Origin of the sequence: Hansschlegelia plantiphila (assembly GCF_027922265.1) — a bacterium.
GTDB classification, from domain to species: domain Bacteria; phylum Pseudomonadota; class Alphaproteobacteria; order Rhizobiales; family Methylopilaceae; genus Methylopila; species Methylopila plantiphila.
Genome location: NZ_BSFI01000021.1, coordinates 38,939 through 58,400, shown reverse-complemented (window position 1 = coordinate 58,400; position 19,462 = coordinate 38,939). Strand labels below are relative to the sequence as shown.

18 protein-coding genes are annotated in these 19,462 nt (G+C 66.9%); 10 read left to right on the top strand and 8 right to left on the bottom strand.

Annotated features, from left to right (window positions below):
- Positions 1–2: 2 nt before the first annotated feature.
- The 3 genes from rbbA to PKE75_RS14645 form a co-directional block, all read right to left on the bottom strand.
- Positions 3–2,777, bottom strand: coding sequence for a ribosome-associated ATPase/putative transporter RbbA (gene rbbA / locus PKE75_RS14655; RefSeq protein WP_271169489.1), 2,775 nt, complete (start codon positions 2,775–2,777; stop codon positions 3–5).
- A complete protein-coding gene (locus PKE75_RS14650; RefSeq protein ID WP_271169488.1) occupies positions 2,774–3,841 on the bottom strand; it encodes an HlyD family secretion protein in 1,068 nt (355 codons plus the stop codon). The genes rbbA and PKE75_RS14650 overlap by 4 nt, the downstream gene beginning before the upstream one ends.
- A 96-nt stretch (positions 3,842–3,937) precedes the next feature.
- The gene (locus tag PKE75_RS14645; protein WP_271169487.1) at positions 3,938–4,237 is read right to left on the bottom strand and encodes a hypothetical protein; all 300 of its coding nucleotides are present in this window, start codon (positions 4,235–4,237) and stop codon (positions 3,938–3,940) included.
- Between the two features lie 159 nt (positions 4,238–4,396).
- Here PKE75_RS14645 and PKE75_RS14640 point away from each other — a divergent pair, with 159 nt between their 5' ends.
- From PKE75_RS14640 to PKE75_RS14605, 8 genes are all read left to right on the top strand, one after another.
- A complete protein-coding gene (locus tag PKE75_RS14640) occupies positions 4,397–4,987 on the top strand; it encodes a TetR/AcrR family transcriptional regulator (RefSeq protein ID WP_271169486.1) in 591 nt (196 codons plus the stop codon).
- Positions 4,987–6,765 carry a PHA/PHB synthase family protein gene (locus PKE75_RS14635; protein WP_271169485.1) on the top strand — a complete coding sequence of 593 codons (1,779 nt, stop codon included), beginning with the start codon at positions 4,987–4,989 and terminating at the stop codon, positions 6,763–6,765. The genes PKE75_RS14640 and PKE75_RS14635 overlap by 1 nt, the downstream gene beginning before the upstream one ends.
- 7 nt (positions 6,766–6,772) lie before the next feature.
- On the top strand, positions 6,773–8,179 hold the full coding sequence (locus PKE75_RS14630; RefSeq protein WP_271169484.1) for a bifunctional enoyl-CoA hydratase/phosphate acetyltransferase: 1,407 nt from the start codon (positions 6,773–6,775) through the stop codon (positions 8,177–8,179).
- On the top strand, positions 8,176–9,360 hold the full coding sequence (locus PKE75_RS14625; protein ID WP_271169483.1) for an acetate/propionate family kinase: 1,185 nt from the start codon (positions 8,176–8,178) through the stop codon (positions 9,358–9,360). The genes PKE75_RS14630 and PKE75_RS14625 overlap by 4 nt, the downstream gene beginning before the upstream one ends.
- Before the next feature lie 4 nt (positions 9,361–9,364).
- Positions 9,365–10,138 carry an enoyl-ACP reductase FabI gene (gene fabI, locus PKE75_RS14620; RefSeq protein WP_271169482.1) on the top strand — a complete coding sequence of 258 codons (774 nt, stop codon included), beginning with the start codon at positions 9,365–9,367 and terminating at the stop codon, positions 10,136–10,138.
- 63 nt (positions 10,139–10,201) lie between these two features.
- A complete protein-coding gene (locus PKE75_RS14615; protein WP_271169481.1) occupies positions 10,202–10,408 on the top strand; it encodes a hypothetical protein in 207 nt (68 codons plus the stop codon).
- Between the two features lie 110 nt (positions 10,409–10,518).
- Complete coding sequence (locus PKE75_RS14610) at positions 10,519–10,704, top strand: DUF3606 domain-containing protein (protein WP_271169480.1); 186 nt, start codon at positions 10,519–10,521, stop codon at positions 10,702–10,704.
- Positions 10,701–10,973 (top strand): hypothetical protein, encoded by a 273-nt coding sequence (locus PKE75_RS14605; RefSeq protein ID WP_271169479.1) that lies wholly within the window; start codon positions 10,701–10,703, stop codon positions 10,971–10,973. The genes PKE75_RS14610 and PKE75_RS14605 overlap by 4 nt, the downstream gene beginning before the upstream one ends.
- A 29-nt stretch (positions 10,974–11,002) precedes the next feature.
- Here the strand turns inward: PKE75_RS14605 and PKE75_RS14600 are convergent, their stop codons facing one another.
- From PKE75_RS14600 to PKE75_RS14585, 4 genes are all read right to left on the bottom strand, one after another.
- The gene (locus PKE75_RS14600) at positions 11,003–11,173 is read right to left on the bottom strand and encodes a hypothetical protein (protein ID WP_271169478.1); all 171 of its coding nucleotides are present in this window, start codon (positions 11,171–11,173) and stop codon (positions 11,003–11,005) included.
- Between the two features lie 925 nt (positions 11,174–12,098).
- Positions 12,099–12,926, bottom strand: a complete 828-nt coding sequence (locus PKE75_RS14595) for an SHOCT domain-containing protein (RefSeq protein WP_271169477.1) — start codon at positions 12,924–12,926, stop codon at positions 12,099–12,101.
- 127 nt (positions 12,927–13,053) lie between these two features.
- Positions 13,054–14,235 (bottom strand): UDP-galactopyranose mutase, encoded by a 1,182-nt coding sequence (glf, locus tag PKE75_RS14590; protein ID WP_271169476.1) that lies wholly within the window; start codon positions 14,233–14,235, stop codon positions 13,054–13,056.
- Entirely contained in the window at positions 14,228–15,238 is a 1,011-nt protein-coding gene (locus PKE75_RS14585; protein WP_271169475.1) for a glycosyltransferase, read from the bottom strand. The genes glf and PKE75_RS14585 overlap by 8 nt, the downstream gene beginning before the upstream one ends.
- A 469-nt stretch (positions 15,239–15,707) precedes the next feature.
- Between PKE75_RS14585 and PKE75_RS14580 the strand changes: the two genes are divergently transcribed.
- Complete coding sequence (locus tag PKE75_RS14580) at positions 15,708–16,892, top strand: glycoside hydrolase family 1 protein (RefSeq protein ID WP_271169474.1); 1,185 nt, start codon at positions 15,708–15,710, stop codon at positions 16,890–16,892.
- Positions 16,889–18,745, top strand: a complete 1,857-nt coding sequence (locus PKE75_RS14575; RefSeq protein WP_271169473.1) for an ABC transporter ATP-binding protein — start codon at positions 16,889–16,891, stop codon at positions 18,743–18,745. Before PKE75_RS14580 ends, PKE75_RS14575 begins: the two co-directional genes overlap by 4 nt.
- Here the strand turns inward: PKE75_RS14575 and PKE75_RS14570 are convergent.
- Positions 18,733–19,455 (bottom strand): Crp/Fnr family transcriptional regulator, encoded by a 723-nt coding sequence (locus PKE75_RS14570; protein WP_271169472.1) that lies wholly within the window; start codon positions 19,453–19,455, stop codon positions 18,733–18,735. The two genes, PKE75_RS14575 and PKE75_RS14570, sit on opposite strands and share 13 nt — an antisense overlap.
- Positions 19,456–19,462 lie beyond the last annotated feature (7 nt).

Sequence of the window (19,462 nt, the reverse complement as noted above, 5' to 3'; positions counted from 1 at the left end):
GCTCAGCCCGCCTGCTTCTTCAGCAGCGTGGCGCTCAGCGCAAGGAGGATCGGCGCGGCCAAAGCGAGCGGCAGGAACGATCCACGGAGGTCGTGAACGTCGAGCGCCTTGGAGAACGTCCCACGCGCGATCGTCATGAAATGGGTCGTCGGGTAGATCTGGCCGATCACCGCTCCGAAGCCCTGCAGCGACGAGACAGGATCGATCATCCCCGAAAACTGCACGGCCGGCACGATGGTCAGCACCGCCGTGCCGAAGATCGCCGCGATCTGGCTCTCCATGAAGGTCGAGATCAGCAGGCCCAGGGCGGTCGACGCCATGACGTAGAGCAGTCCCGCGGAGACGAAGGCGAAAAAGCTGCCGGTGAAAGGCACGCGGAAGATCAGGATCGCCACGAGCCACAGCAGCAGCACGTTCAGCATGGCGAGCGCGACGTAAGGAATCTGCTTGCCCACGAGGAACTCCAGCCGCGTCACCGGGGTGACGTAGAGGTTGACGATCGAACCCAGCTCCTTCTCCCGCACTACGCTGAGGGCGGCGAGCATCGCGGGGATCAGCATGAGCAGCAGCGGAATGACGGCGGGCGCGATCGCGACCAGGCTGGCCACGTTCGGATTGTAGCGGTAGCGCGTTTCAACCGAGAACGCGGCCGCCGCCGCCCGCGCCCCGAGAAGGGCGCGCGCCTTCTCCGTCAGCCAGTGGGCGTGCAGGCCCTGCACGTAGCCGCGCACGGTCTCGGCGCGCGTCGGCATCGCACCGTCGATCCAGGCGGCTATGGCGACGTTCCGCCCGCGCGCCACGTCCTCCGCGAAGCCCGGAGGAATCTCGATCGCCAGACTGAGCTCGCCCGCCCGCATCCTCCGGTCGAGGTCGTCATAATCGGCGATCGGCGGCTTCACGTCGAAGTAGCGCGAGCCCGCGATGTCGAGCGCATAGTCCCGGCTCGTGGTCGTGCCGTCCCGGTCAAGGATCGCGAAGGAGAGGTTCTCGACGTCCATGTTGACGCCGTAGCCGATGACCAGCATCAGCAGCATGCTGCCGACCATCGCGAGCGTCGCGCGGATCGGGTCCCGCCGCAGCTCCAGAGCCTCTCGCCGCGTGTAGCTGAGCATGCGGCGGTGGTCGAACAACAGGCGTCGCCGCTCCGGGGCGGCCGGGCGTTCGGGCGTCGGAGCCGCTACCGTGGCGGGCGCCGGCGGGGCGGCGGGCGCTCCGTCGGCTATGGCCTCTTCGAGGTAGGCGACGAATGCGTCCTCGAGCGTCGCCGCGCCGCGCCGGGCCGTGATGCCGGCCGGCGTGTCAGTGATCAGCACCTTGCCGGCGTGCATGAGGGAGATGCGGTCGCAGCGCTCCGCCTCGTTCATGAAGTGCGTCGAGATGAAGATTGTGACCCGGTCGCGGCGCGCGAGTTCGATCAGGACGCGCCAGAGCGCGTCGCGCGCCACTGGATCGACGCCGGAGGTCGGCTCGTCGAGAATCAGCAGCTTCGGTCCGTGGATGAGAGCGACCGCCAGCGACAGCCGCTGCCGGACGCCGAGCGGCAGTGCGTCGGGGAGGGCGTCCAAGACGTCGGCGAGATCGAAGCGTCGGGCGCTTTCCTCGACCCGGGCTGGAATCGTCGCCTCGGGAAGGCTGAACAGGCGCGCGTGGAGCTCCAGGTTCTGGCGGACCGTCAGCTCCGAATAGAGCGAGAAAGCCTGCGACATGTAGCCGACGTTACGGCGGGTCTCGATGTCGCGCGGGTCCACCTCGCGCCCGAACAGACGCGCCCGGCCTTCGCTCGCGGGAAGCAGGCCGGTCAGCATCTTCATGGTCGTGGTCTTGCCGCAGCCGTTGGAGCCGAGAAAGCCGAAGATCTCGCCTTCGGACACGCGCAGGTCGACGTGATCGACGGCCATGAAGTCGCCGAAGCGCATCGTCAGCCCGTCGGCCTCGATCGCGAGCGTCGAGCGCGCGTCCGCTTCGCGCGGAACGATCTCGACCGGACGGTAGCCTTCGCGTTTCTCCGGCGGAAGCAGGGCGATGAAGGCGGCGTCGAGCGTGGCGGCGCTGGCGCGCGCGAGCAGTTCGGCGGGAGAGCCCGTCGCCAGCACGCGGCCGTCGTCCATGGCGGCGAGCCAGTCGAAGCGCGCGGCCTCCTCCATATAGGCGGTGGCGACCAGCACGCTCATGCCCGGCCGCTCGGCGCGGATCGCGTCGATCAGGTCCCAGAACTGCCGGCGCGACAGCGGGTCCACGCCGGTGGTCGGCTCGTCGAGGATGAGCAGGTCGGGGTCGTGGATCAGGGCGCAGCACAGACCGAGCTTCTGCTTCATGCCGCCCGAAAGCTTGCCGGCCGGTCGGCCGGCGAAGGGGCCGAGGCCGGTGCGCTCGAGCAGGTTCGCGATGCGGCGTCGGCGCTCGTCTGCGGAATGCCCGAACAGGCGGCCGAAGAAGTCGACGTTCTCGAACACCGATAGGGTCGGATAGAGGTTCTTGCCGAGGCCCTGCGGCATGTAGGCTATGCGCGGGCAGGCGTCGCGCCGGTGGCGGACGTCGGCCATGTCCCCGCCGAGCGCCTCGATACGGCCCTCGCGGATCGCATGCGCGCCCGCGAGCAACGAAAGCAGGCTCGACTTACCGACCCCGTCCGGGCCGATCAGCCCCGCCATGCAACCTGCAGGAATGTCGAGCGTGACGCCGTCGAGCGCGCGCGTCGCGCCGTAGGACAGGCTGACCCGGTCGAGACGCGCGACAGGCGTGGCGTTTCCGCCCTGGGCCGCGGAAGCGGAGGTCATGGCGCGAGGGCGCCCTGCAGGTTCGCGGGCCATTCGGCGTTCGGGGCCGTCAGCACATAGGTCACCCCGGGCAGGCCGGTCTTCACCTGCCGGATGTGCTTGCGCAGCAGTTCGGGCGGGATGCGCGCCTTGATCCGGAACATGAGCTTCTCGCGCTCTTGCGCCGTTTCGACCGTCTTGGGCGTGAACTGCGCGACGTCGGAAACGAAGGATACCTCGGCCGGTATGACGTATTGCGGAGCGGCGTCGAGGATGATCCGCGCCTGCGAGCCATAGGCGACGCGGCCTGCCTGCTCGGTGGGAAGGAAGAAGGTCATGTAGACGTCGCCGAGGTCGACGATGTTGAGCACGCGCCCGCCGGCCGAGAGGACCTCGCCCGGCTGGGCGACGCGATACTGCACCCGACCGTCGCGCGGCGAGACCAGAATGCTGTCGTCGAGGTCGGCGACGATCCGCTCGATTGTGGAGCGCGCGGCGTCCACGGCGGCTCCGGCGTCCACCACCTGGGATTTCGCCGCCCCGATCGCGGCCTCTGCGGCCGCCAGGTTGGCCTCGGCCGCGCCCACCGCAGCCTTCGCGCCCAGCGCCCGAGCCCGGTCGTCGTCGAGCACCTGGCGCGAGACGTTGTCGGTCTTGACCAGCTGCTCGGAGCGGCCGAGTTTCGCGCTCGCCGCGTCGAACTCCGCCTTGCGCTGCTCGATCACGGCGAGGGCCGCCGTGCGTTCGGCCTCCCGCTGGGCGACGAAGCTTTGTGCGGTGTCGACGCCGATCGTGGCGCGCCGGAGCTGAGCTTCGGCCTCGCGCTTCTGGGCTTCGAGCTGGGCCGTGTCCATGCGCGCCAAGGTCTGGCCCGCAGACACGAAGTCGCCCTCGTTGACAAGGATGTCCTTGATGCGTCCGGAGGCGCGGGTCGCGACGTCGATCTCGACGGCCTCGATGCGGCCGTTGCCGCTCGCGACGCCCTCCGGCAGGCCGGCGGGATTGAGCGCGCGCCAGAGATACGGGCCCGCGACCGCCACCACGATCACAGCCGCAGCCGCGATCCAAATCCTTTTAACGGGCATCTGTCGCGCTCCCCGCCCGGTGACGCCGAACCGTTCGTCCCCGAAGTGCCGGTCCTCGAACGATCCGGCGGACGCCGCCCCTTACGGTCGCCGTCATCAGCGGCGGTCGCGTCGGAGCGTCGAGCTGAGCAGCTTCTGCCCCGCCGCTCCATAGAAGGCCCACGCCTCTTGAATGCAGCGAAGCTGACGCCTGAACGCGTCGGACGGGCTGGGGGCGGTCGACAATTCCTCAAGGAGCTGCGCCTGAGCGCGCAGGCGCGTCGCTGCGAACCCGAGCCCCTCGCCGTAGAGACGGATAGGCGTCTCCGACAGCGGCTTGAGCCATTCCGCGCCGGGCATGGGGACGCTCGCGTCTTCGCCCTTTCGGGACGTCGCAGCGCTTGATGTCGCGGTCATCTGCAATCTCCTGAGCCAGCTATCGAACGTCCGGCCGGGGGTTCCGCGATGTAGCTTCGCCTCTCGGAGACGAGCGATCGTTGATGTCGATCAACGATCGTTGACCGACGATTGGCTATGATCAAGTCTAAAGCTCGTTGACGTTTGCGCGAGGAAGACATGCCCCTGACGCTAGAGAGGCGACCCGGATACGTCACGCGCGATCTTATTCTTGCCGCTGCGATTGAAAGGTTTTCAAAAAATTCCTACGAAGAGACCAAGCTTCGGGATCTCGCCTCGGACGTCGCGGTCGACGTCTCCTACGTGCATCGATGCTTCGGGTCGAAGGAGGATCTGTTCGTGGAGGCGCTGAAGGAAGCCTTCCGGCCCGAGCGCTTCATCGTCGGCGACGGCGATGAGCTGAAGCGCAATCTCGCGCAAAGCGTGATCGAAGAGCCTCTCTACCCCGCCGCCGCGGAAGTCAATCCGTTCGAAATCATGGTGCGTTCGCTGAACAGCGAGCAGGCGAGGCCCATCCTGCGCCAGTTGCTGTTCACGGAGTTCGTGGAGCCGCTTTCCGTCAAGCTGAAGGCGCCCGCGCTTCAGCGCGCCGCGCTGATCTCGGCGGCGCTGGCCGGAATTCGTCTGTTCCGTGACGTGCTCGACGTCGACTCCATTTTCAAGGACCGGCCCGACGACTTCCGGCGGCTCGTGGAGGCGGTTCTGGAAGCCTGTCTCGCTTGTGCAGCCGGCGAGACGGAGACGAGATGATGGCCGCCTTCCTTAAGCCAGCGGGCGGACCGGCGCCGGAAGATGAAAACCTCGGCCTCGAAGGTTTCCACGCGCTCGACCAGATGACGGAGGCGTTCGCGGCGCAGGCCACCGGCGGCCTGTCGCCTGCGGCGCTGACGCTTGCGTTCTTTGACTGGTCGCTTCATCTCGCCGCCTCGCCCGGCAAGCGGGCGGAAATCGCCTACAAGGCTGTGCGCAAGACGAGCCGGCTGCTCAATCATGCGGTCACCGCCGCCCTCGATCCGTCAACGCCGCCCTGCATCGAACCGCTGCCGGGCGACAATCGCTTCCGCGGCGACGCTTGGCGCAAACCGCCCTATAGCCTCTGGGCGCAGGCGTTTCTGCTCAATCAGCAATGGTGGCACAACGTCACCCATGAGGTGCCAGGCGTCTCGCCGCATCATCAGGACGTGGTCGCCTTCACGGCGCGGCAGATCCTCGACATGTTCTCGCCCTCGAACATCCCGCTGGCGAACCCCGAGGTCGTTCGGAAGACGCTCGATTCGGGCGGCGCCAATCTCGTTCAGGGCGTGAAGAACTGGGCTGAAGACGTGAGCCGTCAGTCAGCCGGACGCCCGCTGGTCGGTGCGGAGACCTTCGTAGCCGGCAGAGACGTCGCGGTCACGCCCGGCAAGGTCGTCTTCCGTAACCGCCTGATCGAGCTGATCCAATATGCTCCGGCGACCGAGACCGTGCTGGCCGAGCCGGTGCTGATCGTCCCGGCGTGGATCATGAAATACTATATCCTCGACCTCTCGCCGCAGAACTCGCTGATCCGTTATCTCGTGGCCCAGGGCCATACGGTGTTCTGCGTCTCCTGGCGGAATCCGGACGCAAGCGACCGTGATCTAGCCTTCGACGACTACCGCGCGCTCGGCGTCATGGCCGCGCTCGACGCGGTCGCCGCGATCGTTCCCGGCCGCAAGATCCACGCAGCCGGCTATTGCCTCGGAGGCACCCTGCTTTCGATCACCGCCGCCGCGATGGCGCGGGCGAAGGATGACCGGCTCGCCTCCATCACGCTGCTGGCCGCCCAGACCGATTTCACCGAGCCCGGCGAACTCGCCCTGTTCATCGACGACAGCCAGCTGAACTTCCTTGAAAGCATGATGTGGAACCGCGGCTATCTCGCCGCCGACCAGATGGCGGGCGCGTTCCAGCTGCTCCGCTCCAACGATCTCGTGTGGTCGCGCATCGTCCACGACTACCTCATGGGCGAACGCAGCCCGATGATCGACCTGATGGCGTGGAACGCGGACTCCACCCGTATGCCGGCCCGTATGCACGGCGAATATCTGCGGCGGCTCTATCTCGACAACGAACTCGCCGCCGGTCGGCTGATGGTCGACGGTCGCCCCGCGGCGCTGCAGAACATCCGTGCGCCGTTCTTCGTGGTCGGGACCGAGCGCGACCACGTCGCGCCATGGCGCTCGGTCTACAAGATCCACGCCCTCGCGGAGACCGCCGTCACCTTCGTGTTGACGAGCGGAGGGCACAACGCGGGGATCGTGAGCGAGCCCGGCCATTCGGGCCGCCACTTCCGCAACGCCACTCGAGAGGCCGGCGACGTGATCCTCACCCCTGACGAATGGGCCGCGGCGGCGGCTGCGGAGGAAGGTTCGTGGTGGCCCGTCTGGTCTGACTGGCTCGCGGCCCGCTCGGCTCCGGAGCGCGTGGCGCCGCCGGGTATCGGCGCGCCGGACCTTGATTACGGGGCGCTCGAAGATGCGCCCGGCTCCTATGTCCTGCAACGCTGAGGCTGTCATGGAGGACGTATCCCTCAGGAACCGCACCTTCGACGAACTCGTCGTCGGCGAGGCCGCCTCGCTGGTCCGCATCGTCGGGCGCGACGACATCGACCTGTTCGCCGCCGTCTCCGGCGACGTCAACCCGGCCCATCTCGACGCCGCATTCGCAGCCACGGACCTGTTCGGCCACATCGTCGCCCACGGCATGTGGACGGGCGCGCTGGTCTCGGCCGTGCTCGGCACAAAGCTGCCCGGTCCTGGCACGATCTACCTTGGGCAGGACCTGAAGTTCCGCAGGCCGGTCGCGCCCGGCGACACCATCACGGTCACCGTGACAGTGCGGGAGAAGCGGCCCGAGAAGCGGATCGTGCTGCTCGACACGATCGCGACCAACCAGCGGGGCGACGAGGTCCTCACCGGGACCGCGACGGTTATAGCGCCGGCGAGCACGATCGAGTGGCCGCGCTCCAGGCTGCCCGAGGTCTCGCTGCGCCGTCACGCCCGCTACGACAGCTTCGTGAAGGACGCCCGGGGCCTTCCGACGATCCGCGTCGCCGTCGTCCACCCCTGCTCTCCCGAAGCGATCCTGGCCGCGGTCGAGATCCGCGACGCCGGCCTGCTGGAGCCTTTGCTCATCGGCCCCGAAGCGAAGATCCGCGCCGCCGCCGAGGCGGCGAAGGTGTCGCTCGATGGGATCGCGATCGAGTCGGTCGAACACAGCCACGCCGCCGCCGCGCGCGCCGTGGAACTGGTCGTCGCGGGCCAGGCGGCTACCCTCATGAAGGGCAGCCTCCACACCGACGAACTGCTGGGCGCGGTGGTGGCTCCCGGCTCCGGCCTGAGGACTGAGCGCCGCATCAGCCATGTCTACGCCATGGACGTGCCGGCCTACGCCAAGCCGCTGATCGTCACGGACGCCGCGATCAACATCCAGCCGACACTCGAGCAAAAGCGCGACATCGTGCAGAACGCAGTCGATCTCCTCCTCCTGCTCGGGGTCGAGGAGCCGCTTGTCGCGGCGCTCGCGGCGGTCGAGACGGTCAGCGCCAGGATGCCCTCGACGCTGGACGCTGCGGCGCTCGCGGTGATGGCGGCGCGAGGCCAGATCACCGGCGCGCGCGTGGACGGGCCGCTCGCCTTTGACAACGCCATCAGTCCCGACGCCGCCCGCATCAAGGGCCTCGCGTCGCCGGTCGCGGGCCATGCCGACATCCTGCTGGCGCCAGATCTGGAGGCCGGCAACATGCTGGCGAAGCAGTTGATCTACTTCGCGGGCGCGGACGCCGCCGGCCTGGTGCTGGGCGCGCGGGTCCCGATCATTCTGACGAGCCGGTCGGATTCGCTGAAGGTGCGGATCGCCTCCGCTGCGCTCGCGAAGCTCGTCGCCTCCCGTCGAGCGCTGAAGGGGGCGATGGCGCTATGAGCGACGACCTGCTGCTCACCTTCAACGCCGGCTCGTCGTCTGTGAAGATCGGCCTGTTCGCGCGGAGCGCGGAGGGCCCCGGGCGCATCGGCAAGGGCGTGATTGATTTCCGCTCGCACCCGCCGACCTTCCACCTCACCGAAGGGCCGGCGTCGTTCGACGCCCAGCTGGAGGCGCACGAGGGCGACGATCTGCGGGATGTGCTGACGGAGGCGTTCGGACGCCTGTCCGAGCATTTCGACATTGGCGGCGTGACGGCGGTGGGCCACCGCGTCGTCCATGGCGGCGACGCCTTCGGCGGACCGGCGCGCGTCGACGACGAGGCGCTCGCGGCGATCGACGCGCTCACCGCGCTGGCGCCGCTGCATCAGCCACAGAGCCTGCGGCTGATCCGCGCCATCCGCGCGCTCCGCCCGGAACTGCCTCAAACCGCGTCCTTCGACACCGCCTTCCACCGCACCAACGCGGAGGTCGTGAGGCGCTTCGCGATCCCCCGCGCGCTGCACGACGAGGGGGTCAAACGCTACGGCTTCCATGGGCTGTCGTACAAGTTCATCGCAGGCGAGCTCGCCCGCCGCGCGCCCCAGGCGGCGCAGGGGAGGGTCGTCGTCGCCCATCTCGGCAGCGGCGCCAGCCTCTGCGCGCTGGAGGGCGGCGTCAGCCGCGATTCCAGCATGGGCTTCTCGACGCTCGACGGCATACCGATGGCGACGCGCTGCGGCGCGCTCGATCCCGGCGTGATCCTGCACCTGCTCGGACAGATGGGCCGCACGCGCGAGGAGGTGGAGGACATCCTCTACCACCGCTCAGGCCTGCTCGGCGTCTCCGGGATCAGCGCCGACAGCCGGGATCTGCTGGCGAGCGACCGGCCGGAAGCCGCGGAGGCGCTCGACCTGTTCGCCTTCCGCATCGTCGGCGAAGTCGCGCGCCTCGCAGGGACGCTCGGAGGGCTCGACGCAATCGTTTTCACGGCGGGCGTCGGCGAGAACCAGCCGCAGGTGCGGGCGCGGATCGCCGAACGTCTCGGCTGGCTCGGCCTCACGCTCGACGGCGGAGCCAACGCGGCCAATGCGGGGACCATCAACGCCCAGACGAGCCAGGTCGCCGCTTTCGTCATCGCCACCGACGAGGAGCAGGTGATCGCCGACGAGGCCGTCTCGCTCCTGAACAGAAAGGACTGACCCAATGGCCCCCATCATGGACCTGTCCGGCAAGCGCGGGCTCGTGGTCGGAATCGCGAATGAGCACAGCATCGCCGCTGGCTGCGCGATCGCATTCGCTCAGGCCGGAGCCCAGCTTGCGGTCACCTATCTCGACGATCGGGCCAAGCCGTATGTGCAGCCGGTGGCCGAGCAGGTGGGGGCTTCGATTTTCGCGCGCTGCGACGTTCGCATCCGCGGACAACTCGACGCCTTGTTCGCGCGTATCGAGAAGGAGTGGGGCCAGCTCGATTTCGTGCTGCACTCCATCGCCTTCGCAGAACGCGAGGACCTTCACACGAGCGTGGTGAACTGCTCGGCGGAAGGCTTCGCTCTGGCGATGGACGTCTCGTGCCATTCCTTCCTGCGAATGGCGAAGCTCGCCGCCCCGCTCATGACCGGGGGCGGTTGCCTGCTGACGGTGAGCTTCTACGGCGCCGACCGGGTGGTGGAGAACTACAACCTGATGGGGCCCGTGAAGGCCGCGCTCGAAGCGAGCGTCAGATACGTCGCGGCCGACCTGGCCGACCGCGGCATCCGCGCCCACGCGATCTCCGCCGGGCCGGTGAAGACCCGCGCGGCCTCCGGAATCGACCGCTTCGACGCGCTCCTCGACAAGGTGCGCGAACGGACACCATCCAAGAACCTTGTCGGGATCGACGAAATCGGCCGAATCGCCGCCTTTCTCGCGAGCGACGCCGGCGCCCCGCTGACGGGCTCGATCGTCTACGCCGACAACGGATTCCATATCGTAGCGTAATCCCTTAAGCCCTCGCCCTCGGCAAGACTGTCGACCGGCGTTCTCAAACAAGGACCAATAGTGATGCTGGGCTGGTTCGTAAGACTGTCGTTGGGGCTCGCCAGCCTCATCACCGGCCTTTTCGTCGCGAAGGACGCCGTCAATTTCGGCATCGTGAATGTGATGGTGGCGGTTCTTCTGCTCACCGCCGTGATCTCGGTGCTTGCGTTCTGGCCTATGATCTCCACGGGGGCGATGAGCGCATATCGCAATTTTCTTCGTCGACCCTGACGAGAGCCTCAGCCGATGAGCCGTCCGGCTACGGAACCTTAGACGCCAACATGAGCTTCTTCATGGGGGAGCCCGTAGAGGGTCGGGGCCAGCGTGAGGGAGAACGACCGATGGCGGACGACAAGACCAATCGCGGGCGGCAGGATCGCAGCCAGGTGGCTGGCGGCGAGGGATATGAGGTCGATTACTTTGCGAAGAAGCACGGCATCAACAATGCGCAGGCGCTTGAGCTCATCAAGACGCACGGCAACAATCGCGCGAAGCTCGACGCCGCGGCCGAGAAGCTGAAGAAGTGACCGATGGAAATCGATCTACGCGCCTGACCGAGGTCATCGACGACGCGAGCAGTTCGGCCGGATACAAGTTCGATCTATTTGACGCCAAGGCGAACGAGATCGTGAAGGTGTTCGCCACGCGTGACGCGCTGTTTCAGGCGGTCGCGATCGCTCAGGCGGATCGACCGTTCGACTTGGTTCTGATCGATGCTGCGAACGCAAAGTTCGACAAGGGAGGCTTCGAGGAGGATGGCTTGATTCTTCTCGAGAAAGGCGACGTCTCCGTGTAACCGCGAGCCCGGGTGGCTGCGTTTGTTCTTCAGATCTGCGGGTCGATGGCTGGAGCGTCTGGGGCCTGGGCCTGCTTGTCCTTCACCTGTTCAGCCGCAATAAGAGCCGCGGCGCGCGATGGAAACGTCTCACCCGATGGCGCTCCGGCTATCTTGTAAGACCAGCGGCCTGGCTCGAACTCGTATATCTCGACGTTCATGCGATCTCTCCCGGTTGTGGGGGGACCAACGGACTGCCTGAGGCGAGGTTCCAGCCACTTTCGCGTCGCGCGTAATGCGGCCGGTCAGATCAAGCCATCGTCGATAGCGGGAGGCTTTGGGCGCAGGCACGTTCGCGTCCCGGCAACGCCGAGCGGTCTCCCGGTGGGCGGCGGCGATGGCGCCGAACGCCAATGGCCGGGCGACGAGCATCTCATCGGCGACGGTTTCAAGAATATCCCGGCGCAGCGCGCCCTGCGCGGGCGATAGACGTCCGACGCCTGCCTGCCAGCGTGCGATTCTGGCGAGCTGTTTGGCGGTGGGATGTTTCAGTCCGGCTCGGGCTTCTAGCGCTCCAGCCCGGTCCCAGCCTCTAAGCCAACATCGGACCTCGGCGCGGTGCTGCGCCTCCGACGGAATGATCTTGGGGTCGCCTGACCTCCGCGCTGCAATCCCCGACGCCGACATTGTCTCGAGGTGAGCGCGCAGCCGCCGCGCCCGCCAGGCGGGGACCGAAATCCAGAATTCATCCTCGCGGCCGGTCATCGCTGTCACCTAAGTCGTCGACTGTGAGGCGCGAGCCTCGTCAGAACGGTCCGAACGTCGCCGGCCCATCGCGGTCGACCAGCCTTCGCCCGTCTCGGCCCGGCGGACGCTAGTCCGGTGCGGATCGCGAGCGTGACGGGTTCAGCGTCCGTGCGGCGCCGCTTCTGTGCGGCTTCCGCCCGCTTCGGCCCTGCCGTATCTGATACGCAGCTGTCGATCTTGAGCATTAGCGCCGATCACCCAGCCGTTCGCTGCGAAATCGACTGCGCCACCGGCCTCTGTGGATCATTCCGGACCGGTGAGGCGACCGCCCGGCGGCGGGTTGAAGATTGGTTCGGCCAGCGGATTTATCTTGCGGCATCAATGCGCCCCCCGATCCGCTCAGATGCGGGCGAGCAGGTCGGCCTTCTTCGCGCTGAACTCCTCGTCGGTGAGGACGCCGGCGTCCCTCAGCTCGGCGAGTTTTCGGATCAGCTCCAGAAGGTCGCCGCCGCTGCTGGTCTGGTCCGGCTCTTGCGCCTGCGTCCGGGCGCGCGGCGTAGAGGGCGCGGCGGAGGGCCGTTCCGTCTCCCGGGCGTCGACTGGAACGTCATAGGCCGAATGAGCCGGCGCCTGCTCGGCGGAGCCTCCATCGCTCCGCCGGTTGGGATCCGGGGTCCCGACCTCGGGGAGGTCGAGCAGGTCGATCGCGCCGCGGTCGCTTGAGAAGCTCAGACTGGACGTCGCGCCCTGCTGCTGGGACGCGCCGCCGATCCGGCGATCGCCGGTGTCGTGGATCGTCACGCGGCCGCTGCGCTCGATCGCCAGCCTCCGGGCTTCGGGAAACACTGCATAGCGCTGACCGTTCTGCGAACCGCTCGAGGAGGGCGATCCAAGCTCCTCCGGCCACCATCGGCCGAAGGCGCCGGATTCGGCGCCTGCCGCACTCGCGAGGTCGATGGCGCCGCGCCCGTCCGCCGCGACGAGGTCATCGGCGAGGCCCCTCACGCGGTGTTTCAGCCCGTCGTTGAACATGTCGCCGATCATGAGCATGCCGCCCTGCGACCACTGGCCCATGCCGCCGAGCTCGGGATGGGCGAACTGAGCCATCGCCCCGCCGCCGGCGGCGAGCGCGACCGCCATCGCCAGCCCCGCCTCTTCGCTGAAGCCGTGCCGCCCTGCGATCTCGCCGATCGCCTGTCGGGTCTCCTCGCTCCAGGGCGATTTCATCGTGCATCCTCTCAAAGCGACAGCGCGGTCCGAGCCGTCATGCAGCTGCATGTGGATTACCGGCTCCAATGAAAAAGGGCGCCGCCCTATCCGGCGACGCCCTTTCGAGATCTGATCGCGGTGCTGTTCAGTTCAGCAGGCGCGCCGCGCCGGGAAGGATCATCTCGCCGTCCGCGTGACGGCTCTTGCCGTTGACCGGCGAGGTCCACAGCGGGACCGTCTCCTGGATGCGACGGAACTCCGCCAGCGCCTGACCGACGACCTGGTCCATGTTGTAATAACGGTAGGTTGCGAGCCTGCCGACGAAGTGGACGTTCTCGGTCTGGTTCGCGAGCGCCTGATAGCGTTTGTAGAGCGCCTGGTTCTCCGCCCGGGGGATCGGGTAGTAAGGATCGCCTGTCGCCGACGGATACTCGTAGGTTATCGTCGTCGCGTGGTGCTTCTGCCCGGTGATGTGCTTGTACTCGCTGATGCGGGTATAGGCCTCCGACATCGGATAATTGACCGTGCCGACGTCCTGATACCGCTCCTGCTCGAGCGTCACGTGCTCGAAACGCAACGACCGATAGGGCAGGCGGCCGTAGCGGAAATCGAAGAACTCGTCGACCGGGCCAGTGAAGATCAGCCTGCGATGCGGAATCATATCGCGAACCTCGCGGTAGTCCGCGTTCAGCATCACCTTGATGTTCGGATGCGCGAGCATCTTCTCGAACATTCGGGTGTAGCCGTGCTTCGGCATGATCTGATGCGTGTCGGTGAAGTATCGGTCGTCGTCGTTGGTGCGCGTCGGGACGCGGGACGTGACCGACTTGTCGAGCTCCGAGGGATCGAGGCCCCATTGCTTGGTCGTATAGCCGCGGAAGAACTTCTCGTAGAGCTCCCGGCCCACCTTGCTGACGACGACGTCCTCGGAGGTGCGAATCTCCTCGACCGGTTCCGCGCGCGACCCCAGAAACGCCTCCGCCTCCTCGTCCGTCTTCAGATCGAGATCGTAGAGCGCGTTGACGGTCGTCCGGTTGATCGGGATCGGCACCAGCTTGCCGTCGACCCGCGCGAGCACACGGTGCTCGTAGGGCCGCCATGCCGTGAACTGCGAGAGATGTTCGACGATCGCGTCCGAGTTGGTGTGGAAGATGTGGGGACCGTACTGGTGCATGAGCACGCCCGCATCGTCGTGACGGTCGTACGCGTTGCCCGCGATGTGGGGACGGCGGTCGATGATCAGGACCGACTGGTCGCGCTGCGAGGCGATCCGCTCCGCCAGCACGCTTCCGGCGAAACCTGCGCCGACGATGAGCCAATCATACACTGAAGGTATCCTTTCCCAGGTGCGCCCCTTCGTTCGATGCGCTCCGGCTCAGCTGCGCCTTCGCGACCAACTCGTAGATGTTCTCGAACGTCTGATCCCAGGAGCCTTCCGCGAGCTTCTTGTCTACCCGGTGGAGCCATGCGTCGCGGTCCATCGCGAGCAGCTCTTCCGCCGCCTGAACGACCGACCGCGCATCCGCTGCGATCGCGACGTGATTGTCGTCGCCGTATGAGCGAACGACGTCGACGATCGGCGTCGAGACCACCGGCACGCCTGCGGCGAGGAATTCCGGAGTCTTGGTCGGACTGATGAACCGAGTGGATTCGTTCAGCGCGAACGGCATGAAGCCGATGTTCCAGCCGCCGATATAGTCGGGCAGCTGTTTGTAATCCCGACCGCCGATCCAGTGGACGTTCGGCAGTTTCGGCAGGTCTGCGGCGTCGATCTTCACGACCGGGCCGATCATCACGAACGACCAGTCCGGCCGAAGCTCGGCGACCTCGCGCACGAGATCGATGTCCATCCGCTCGTCGATCACCCCGAAAAACCCGAGCCTCGGGCCCTTGATGTGCGCCTGGTCAGCCGGCTCGACCCGGTCGGACGAACGGCCGCGGCCGAAATGCACGGCGTCGATGCTGCTCGGGAAGGCATGGATGTTGTCGTGACGGTGCTTCTTCGCCTCGTAGAGGCTGTGTCCGCCGGTGAAGACGACGTCGGCGCGCGCCATCATCTCGTCTTCCAGCGCGCGGAGCTCTGGCGGCGCGCCCTTGAACGCGGACAGCTCGTCCATGCTGTCGAAGACGGTGACGTCGGCCTCGAGATGGCGGCTGAAGAGCAACGCCATCGGCGTGTAGTACCAGAAGATCCGTCGGCTCGTTCCGAGCGTCTCGAGCTGCTTCTCGACGAGGACGCGTTGAGCGAAGACCTTGGCGCTTTCGCTCAGGCCGTGAGGCAGAATCGGGACCGCCACCCGTACGCCATCGCCGCGCGGCGACAGCCGCATCTGGGGTTCCGGCACATCCTCAAAGATCGGCTCTTCAATGAAGAGAACGTCGTGGCGTCGAGCGATTCGGCTCAACAGATGTTGCGGTCGCTGATAAACGAAATCCCACCGGAGGTGAGAAAAGCAGACGACGGAGGCGTCGTCGATCTCGACAGGGAATTCCTGCGGAATGGTCGGCGCGTAGCTGGCCGTCGTTCGCATAACCTCTCCCGTAGATATGTGGCGACAGTCGTAGATACGCAAATTGGTCGTGAACGTGTCCTGAACGGGCTCGGATGATCTGTGGTGGGATGAGGCGCTCACGCCGCAAGAGTCCCGTACCGAACCCTTGATCGCCTAGGTGAGTTCCAAGGCCGACTTAATTGTACGGTATCGTACAAAAATCCTGTTCACGCAGGCTTCAGGCTCGGGCGCTCCAAATAGGTCGAGCCTGCGCGATCCTTGCCGGGCGATCGACACGGAGCACGATTTGACAGAGCGCACCCCCCCGGCCACGAGCGGTCTACGCAGCTTTTTTCTCGCCGGCTTCGAATGCGCGTCCCAGCGGCGCGCCGACAACAGGCGTCTCGATCTACTGGTCTCGACCGGTCACGAGGCGCACGCCGCCGCTGATTATGCAGCCGTCGCCTCTCATGGGCTGAGGACGGCGCGCGACGGCATGCGCTGGCATCGGATCGAGACCGCGCCCGGCGTCTACGACTGGTCGAGCGTCGCGCCGATGGCGGATGCGGCCGCAAGAGCCGGCGTCCAGGTGATCTGGGATCTCTGCCATTACGGCTATCCCGACGGCCTCGACATCTGGTCGCCCGCGTTCCCCGAGCGGTTTGCGAAGTTCGCCAAGGCGGCGGCGGCGTTCATCCGCGAGCAGAGCGACGACATTCCCTATTTCTGCCCGATCAACGAGATCTCGTACTGGGCCTGGGCGGGCGGCGACATGGGCCGCTTCAACCCGATGGCCCGCAAGCGCGGCGGGGAACTCAAGCGCCAGCTCGCGCGCGCCGCGATCGCAGGGACGCATGCGGTCCGAGAAGCCGATCCGCGAGCGCGCTTCATCTGCGCGGAGCCCTCGATCTATGTCTATCCTTCGTCCCCAAGCGCGAAGGATATCGCCGCCGCGCAAGGCTATTGCGAGATCCAGTTCGAAGCGCACGATCTGCTGACGGGACGTCTTGAGCCGGAGCTCGGCGGCTCGCCGGAGGTGCTCGACATCGTCGGCGTCAATTTCTATCCGGACAATCAGTGGGTGATGGGCGGAGGGGCGATCCCGATGGGCCATCACGATTATAGGCCGTTCCGTGACATGCTCGCCGAGGCGCACAAGCGCTATGGCCGGCCGGTCATCGTCTCGGAGTTCGGCGCCGAAAACACCGCGCGACCGGCGTGGCTGAACTACGTGGCGGGCGAGGTTGCGGCGGCGCGCGCGGCGGGCTCCGCCATCGAAGGCATGTGCCTTTACCCGATCCTCGACTATCACGGCTGGGAGAACGACCGGATCTGCGACGTCGGTCTGTTCGGCATGGCGGACGCTGATGGACGCAGACCGGTCTACGAGCCGCTGGCGGACGAGCTTGCGCGCCAGAGACTGCGCTTCGAGGGAGACCATCGCGGTTCTGCGGACGGCCGCGTCGTTCCTCTGCGCCGCGAGGCGTCATGACGGAGGTCGACCCGACAGCCATCCGTCCGCCGGTCGGCGTCGATCTTCCTTACGAGCCCGAGCGCTCCCAGGAGAACAAGGGTTTGGCCGCCTCTCTGCACAGCCCTATCGCCTTCCTCTGGCGCTATGTCACGATCTGGCCGGGCCATTTCTTCTGGCTGACGGTCGTGGTCGTCACAGCCTCGCTCAGCGGCATCGCCTCTCAATACGGCATGAAGCTGCTGGTCGACGCGATGGAGAAGCCTCCGGCGCACAACACGGCCGTATGGTTCGCGCTGTTCTTCTTCGTCGGCTTGTTCGCGCTTGAGGCGGCGCTCTGGCGGGTGAGCGGTTGGCTGGGGTGTCGGACATCGGTCGGCGTCGGCGTCGACATCCGCCTTGATCTGCTGAATTACGTCACCGGCCACCCCATGCGCTATTTTCAGGACCAGCGCGCGGGGTCGCTTGGGCACCGGATCACGGCGACAGCCGGCGACTTCAGCGCGATGATCAACAAGCTGACCTGGAACGTCGCGCCCCCGGTCGTGAACTTCCTCGGCGCGCTGCTGATCTTCTTCACCATCAACATCTGGATGGCGCTCGCGCTCGCCGTGTTCGCCGTCGCCATCACCGTCGGGCTGGTGATGTACAGCGTGAACGGCCGGCATCTCCATCGGGCTTACGCCGAGCAGGCGGGCCATGTCGGCGGTGAGCTGATCGACGTTCTGACCAACATCTGGGCTGTCAAGGCGTTCGCGGCCGGGGCGCGGGAGCGCACGAGGCTGCGCTATACGTTCGACACCGAGGCGCGGGCCCAGCGCAAGAGCTGGATGTTCTCCGAAAAAGCCCGCGTTCTGCACGACGTCCTGCTCTGGATGATGGCCGGATCGATGCTGGTCTGGGCTCTCATGCTCTGGACCGCCGGTCAGGTGAGCGCCGGCGACGTCGTGGTCGTCTCGACGCTCGTGTTCCGCATCCTGCACGGCTCCCGCGACCTCGCCGTCGCGCTCGTGGAGATCGAGCAGCACGTCAATTATCTCGGCGAAACGCTGCGGGTCGTCGGCGTGCCCCACGAGGTGGTCGACGCTGAGAATGCGCGCCCGTTCCAGCGCAAGGGCGGGGCGGTCCGCTTTGAAAACGTCAGCTTCGGCTATGCGCCGGACAAGCCGATCCTCAAAAATTTCAGCCTCGACATCAAAGCCGGTCAGAAGGTCGGCGTGGTGGGACCCTCAGGGGCCGGCAAGTCCACGATCATCCATCTCGTCCAGAGGCTCCACGACGTCCAGTCGGGACGCGTGCTGATCGACGGCCAGGACGCCGGCGAACTCACGCAGGAGTCGCTGCGCTTCGCGATCGCGGTCGTGCCGCAGGAAATCTCGCTCTTCCACCGGACGGTGATGGAGAACATCCGCTTCGGTCGGCCGGAGGCGAGCGACGACGAGGTGCGAGAGGCCGCCGCCGCCGCCCACTGCCAGTTCATCGACGATCTGCCGTATGGCTACCAGACGCTGGTCGGCGACCGGGGCGCAAAGCTTTCCGGCGGCCAGCGGCAGCGGGTCGGCATCGCCCGCGCGATCCTCAAGAACGCGCCGATCGTCGTTCTGGACGAAGCGACCTCGGCGCTCGACACCGAGTCGGAAATCGAGGTTCAGCGCGCTCTCGACCGCCTCACCAAGGACCGGACGGTGATCGCCGTCGCGCATCGGCTGTCGACGCTGTCGAGCTTCGACCGGATCGTCGTGCTGATGGACGGCGCGGTCGCCGAGGACGGCTCCATCGAGGAGTTGCTCGACCGACAGGGGCTGTTCGCCCGGATGTCGCGCCTGCAGGTTCGCGGCATGTCCGTCGATATGGCGCTTGATCAGGCGGTTTGAGGCCGTCGCGCAGTCGCTACGCCGGACTTATGGCAGCCGCAGGACAGCGTCTCGAGCAGATCGGGATCGCGGATTTCGACCCGCCCTCGCTGGCAGCGCACGGCCTTCTCGCCTTCGAGCAGGTGAAGGCTGACCGTAACGCTCGCACGGCGGACGCCGAGGATGACCGCGAACTGCTGGTGCGTGATCTCGATCGGACGGCCGCCCGATAGCCCCGCCGCCCTGAACAGCCAGCGGGCGAGCCTGCGTTCTATCGAATGCAACGCCGCGCAGGCGCAGAGATGCTCGGTCTCGGCTACGCGCTCGACGGCGTAAGCCATCAGAGCGTCGCGGAACGCGGCTGATCCATCGAGCGCGTCCCGGAGCGCTTCGGCCGGCAGAGCCAGCCCACGCGTCGCGTTGAGGGCGACGGCGTCGAGCGAGGCGCGGCGGGCGCCGAGCGCGGCGGTGTGGCCGACAAGGCCGCCAGCGCCGACGAGGCCCGCTTCCGCGCGCATTCCTTCCGCCGTCCGAGCGAGCATGGCGACGAGGCCATCCTCCACGAAGAACACGACGTCGATCGGCTCGCCGGATGACGCCAGCGTCTCGCCCCGGCTGCGTCGGAAGGGGAGCGCCTGGGATCCGATCAGCGTGCGCGCGTCCCTTAAAAGGGGCGCCAGCAGGGGCGGCTGCTTGGGCTCAGGGGACTTTCGCGGCCTGGCGCGGTCCATCCCGCCG

Bases quoted from the DNA above. Each gene is read 5' to 3' on its own strand.
- rbbA (WP_271169489.1), bottom strand. From the start codon at position 2,777: ATGACCTCCGCTTCCGCGGCCCAGGGCGGAAACGCCACGCCTGTCGCG.
- PKE75_RS14640 (WP_271169486.1), top strand. From the start codon at position 4,397: ATGCCCCTGACGCTAGAGAGGCGACCCGGATACGTCACGCGCGATCTT.
- PKE75_RS14645 (WP_271169487.1), bottom strand. From the start codon at position 4,237: ATGACCGCGACATCAAGCGCTGCGACGTCCCGAAAGGGCGAAGACGCG.
- PKE75_RS14570 (WP_271169472.1), bottom strand. From the start codon at position 19,455: ATGGACCGCGCCAGGCCGCGAAAGTCCCCTGAGCCCAAGCAGCCGCCC.
- PKE75_RS14630 (WP_271169484.1), top strand. From the start codon at position 6,773: ATGGAGGACGTATCCCTCAGGAACCGCACCTTCGACGAACTCGTCGTC.
- PKE75_RS14635 (WP_271169485.1), top strand. From the start codon at position 4,987: ATGGCCGCCTTCCTTAAGCCAGCGGGCGGACCGGCGCCGGAAGATGAA.
- PKE75_RS14595 (WP_271169477.1), bottom strand. From the start codon at position 12,926: ATGAAATCGCCCTGGAGCGAGGAGACCCGACAGGCGATCGGCGAGATC.
- PKE75_RS14615 (WP_271169481.1), top strand. From the start codon at position 10,202: ATGCTGGGCTGGTTCGTAAGACTGTCGTTGGGGCTCGCCAGCCTCATC.
- PKE75_RS14575 (WP_271169473.1), top strand. From the start codon at position 16,889: ATGACGGAGGTCGACCCGACAGCCATCCGTCCGCCGGTCGGCGTCGAT.
- PKE75_RS14610 (WP_271169480.1), top strand. From the start codon at position 10,519: ATGGCGGACGACAAGACCAATCGCGGGCGGCAGGATCGCAGCCAGGTG.
- fabI (WP_271169482.1), top strand. From the start codon at position 9,365: ATGGCCCCCATCATGGACCTGTCCGGCAAGCGCGGGCTCGTGGTCGGA.
- PKE75_RS14600 (WP_271169478.1), bottom strand. From the start codon at position 11,173: ATGAACGTCGAGATATACGAGTTCGAGCCAGGCCGCTGGTCTTACAAG.
- PKE75_RS14585 (WP_271169475.1), bottom strand. From the start codon at position 15,238: ATGCGGCTGTCGCCGCGCGGCGATGGCGTACGGGTGGCGGTCCCGATT.
- PKE75_RS14650 (WP_271169488.1), bottom strand. From the start codon at position 3,841: ATGCCCGTTAAAAGGATTTGGATCGCGGCTGCGGCTGTGATCGTGGTG.
- PKE75_RS14625 (WP_271169483.1), top strand. From the start codon at position 8,176: ATGAGCGACGACCTGCTGCTCACCTTCAACGCCGGCTCGTCGTCTGTG.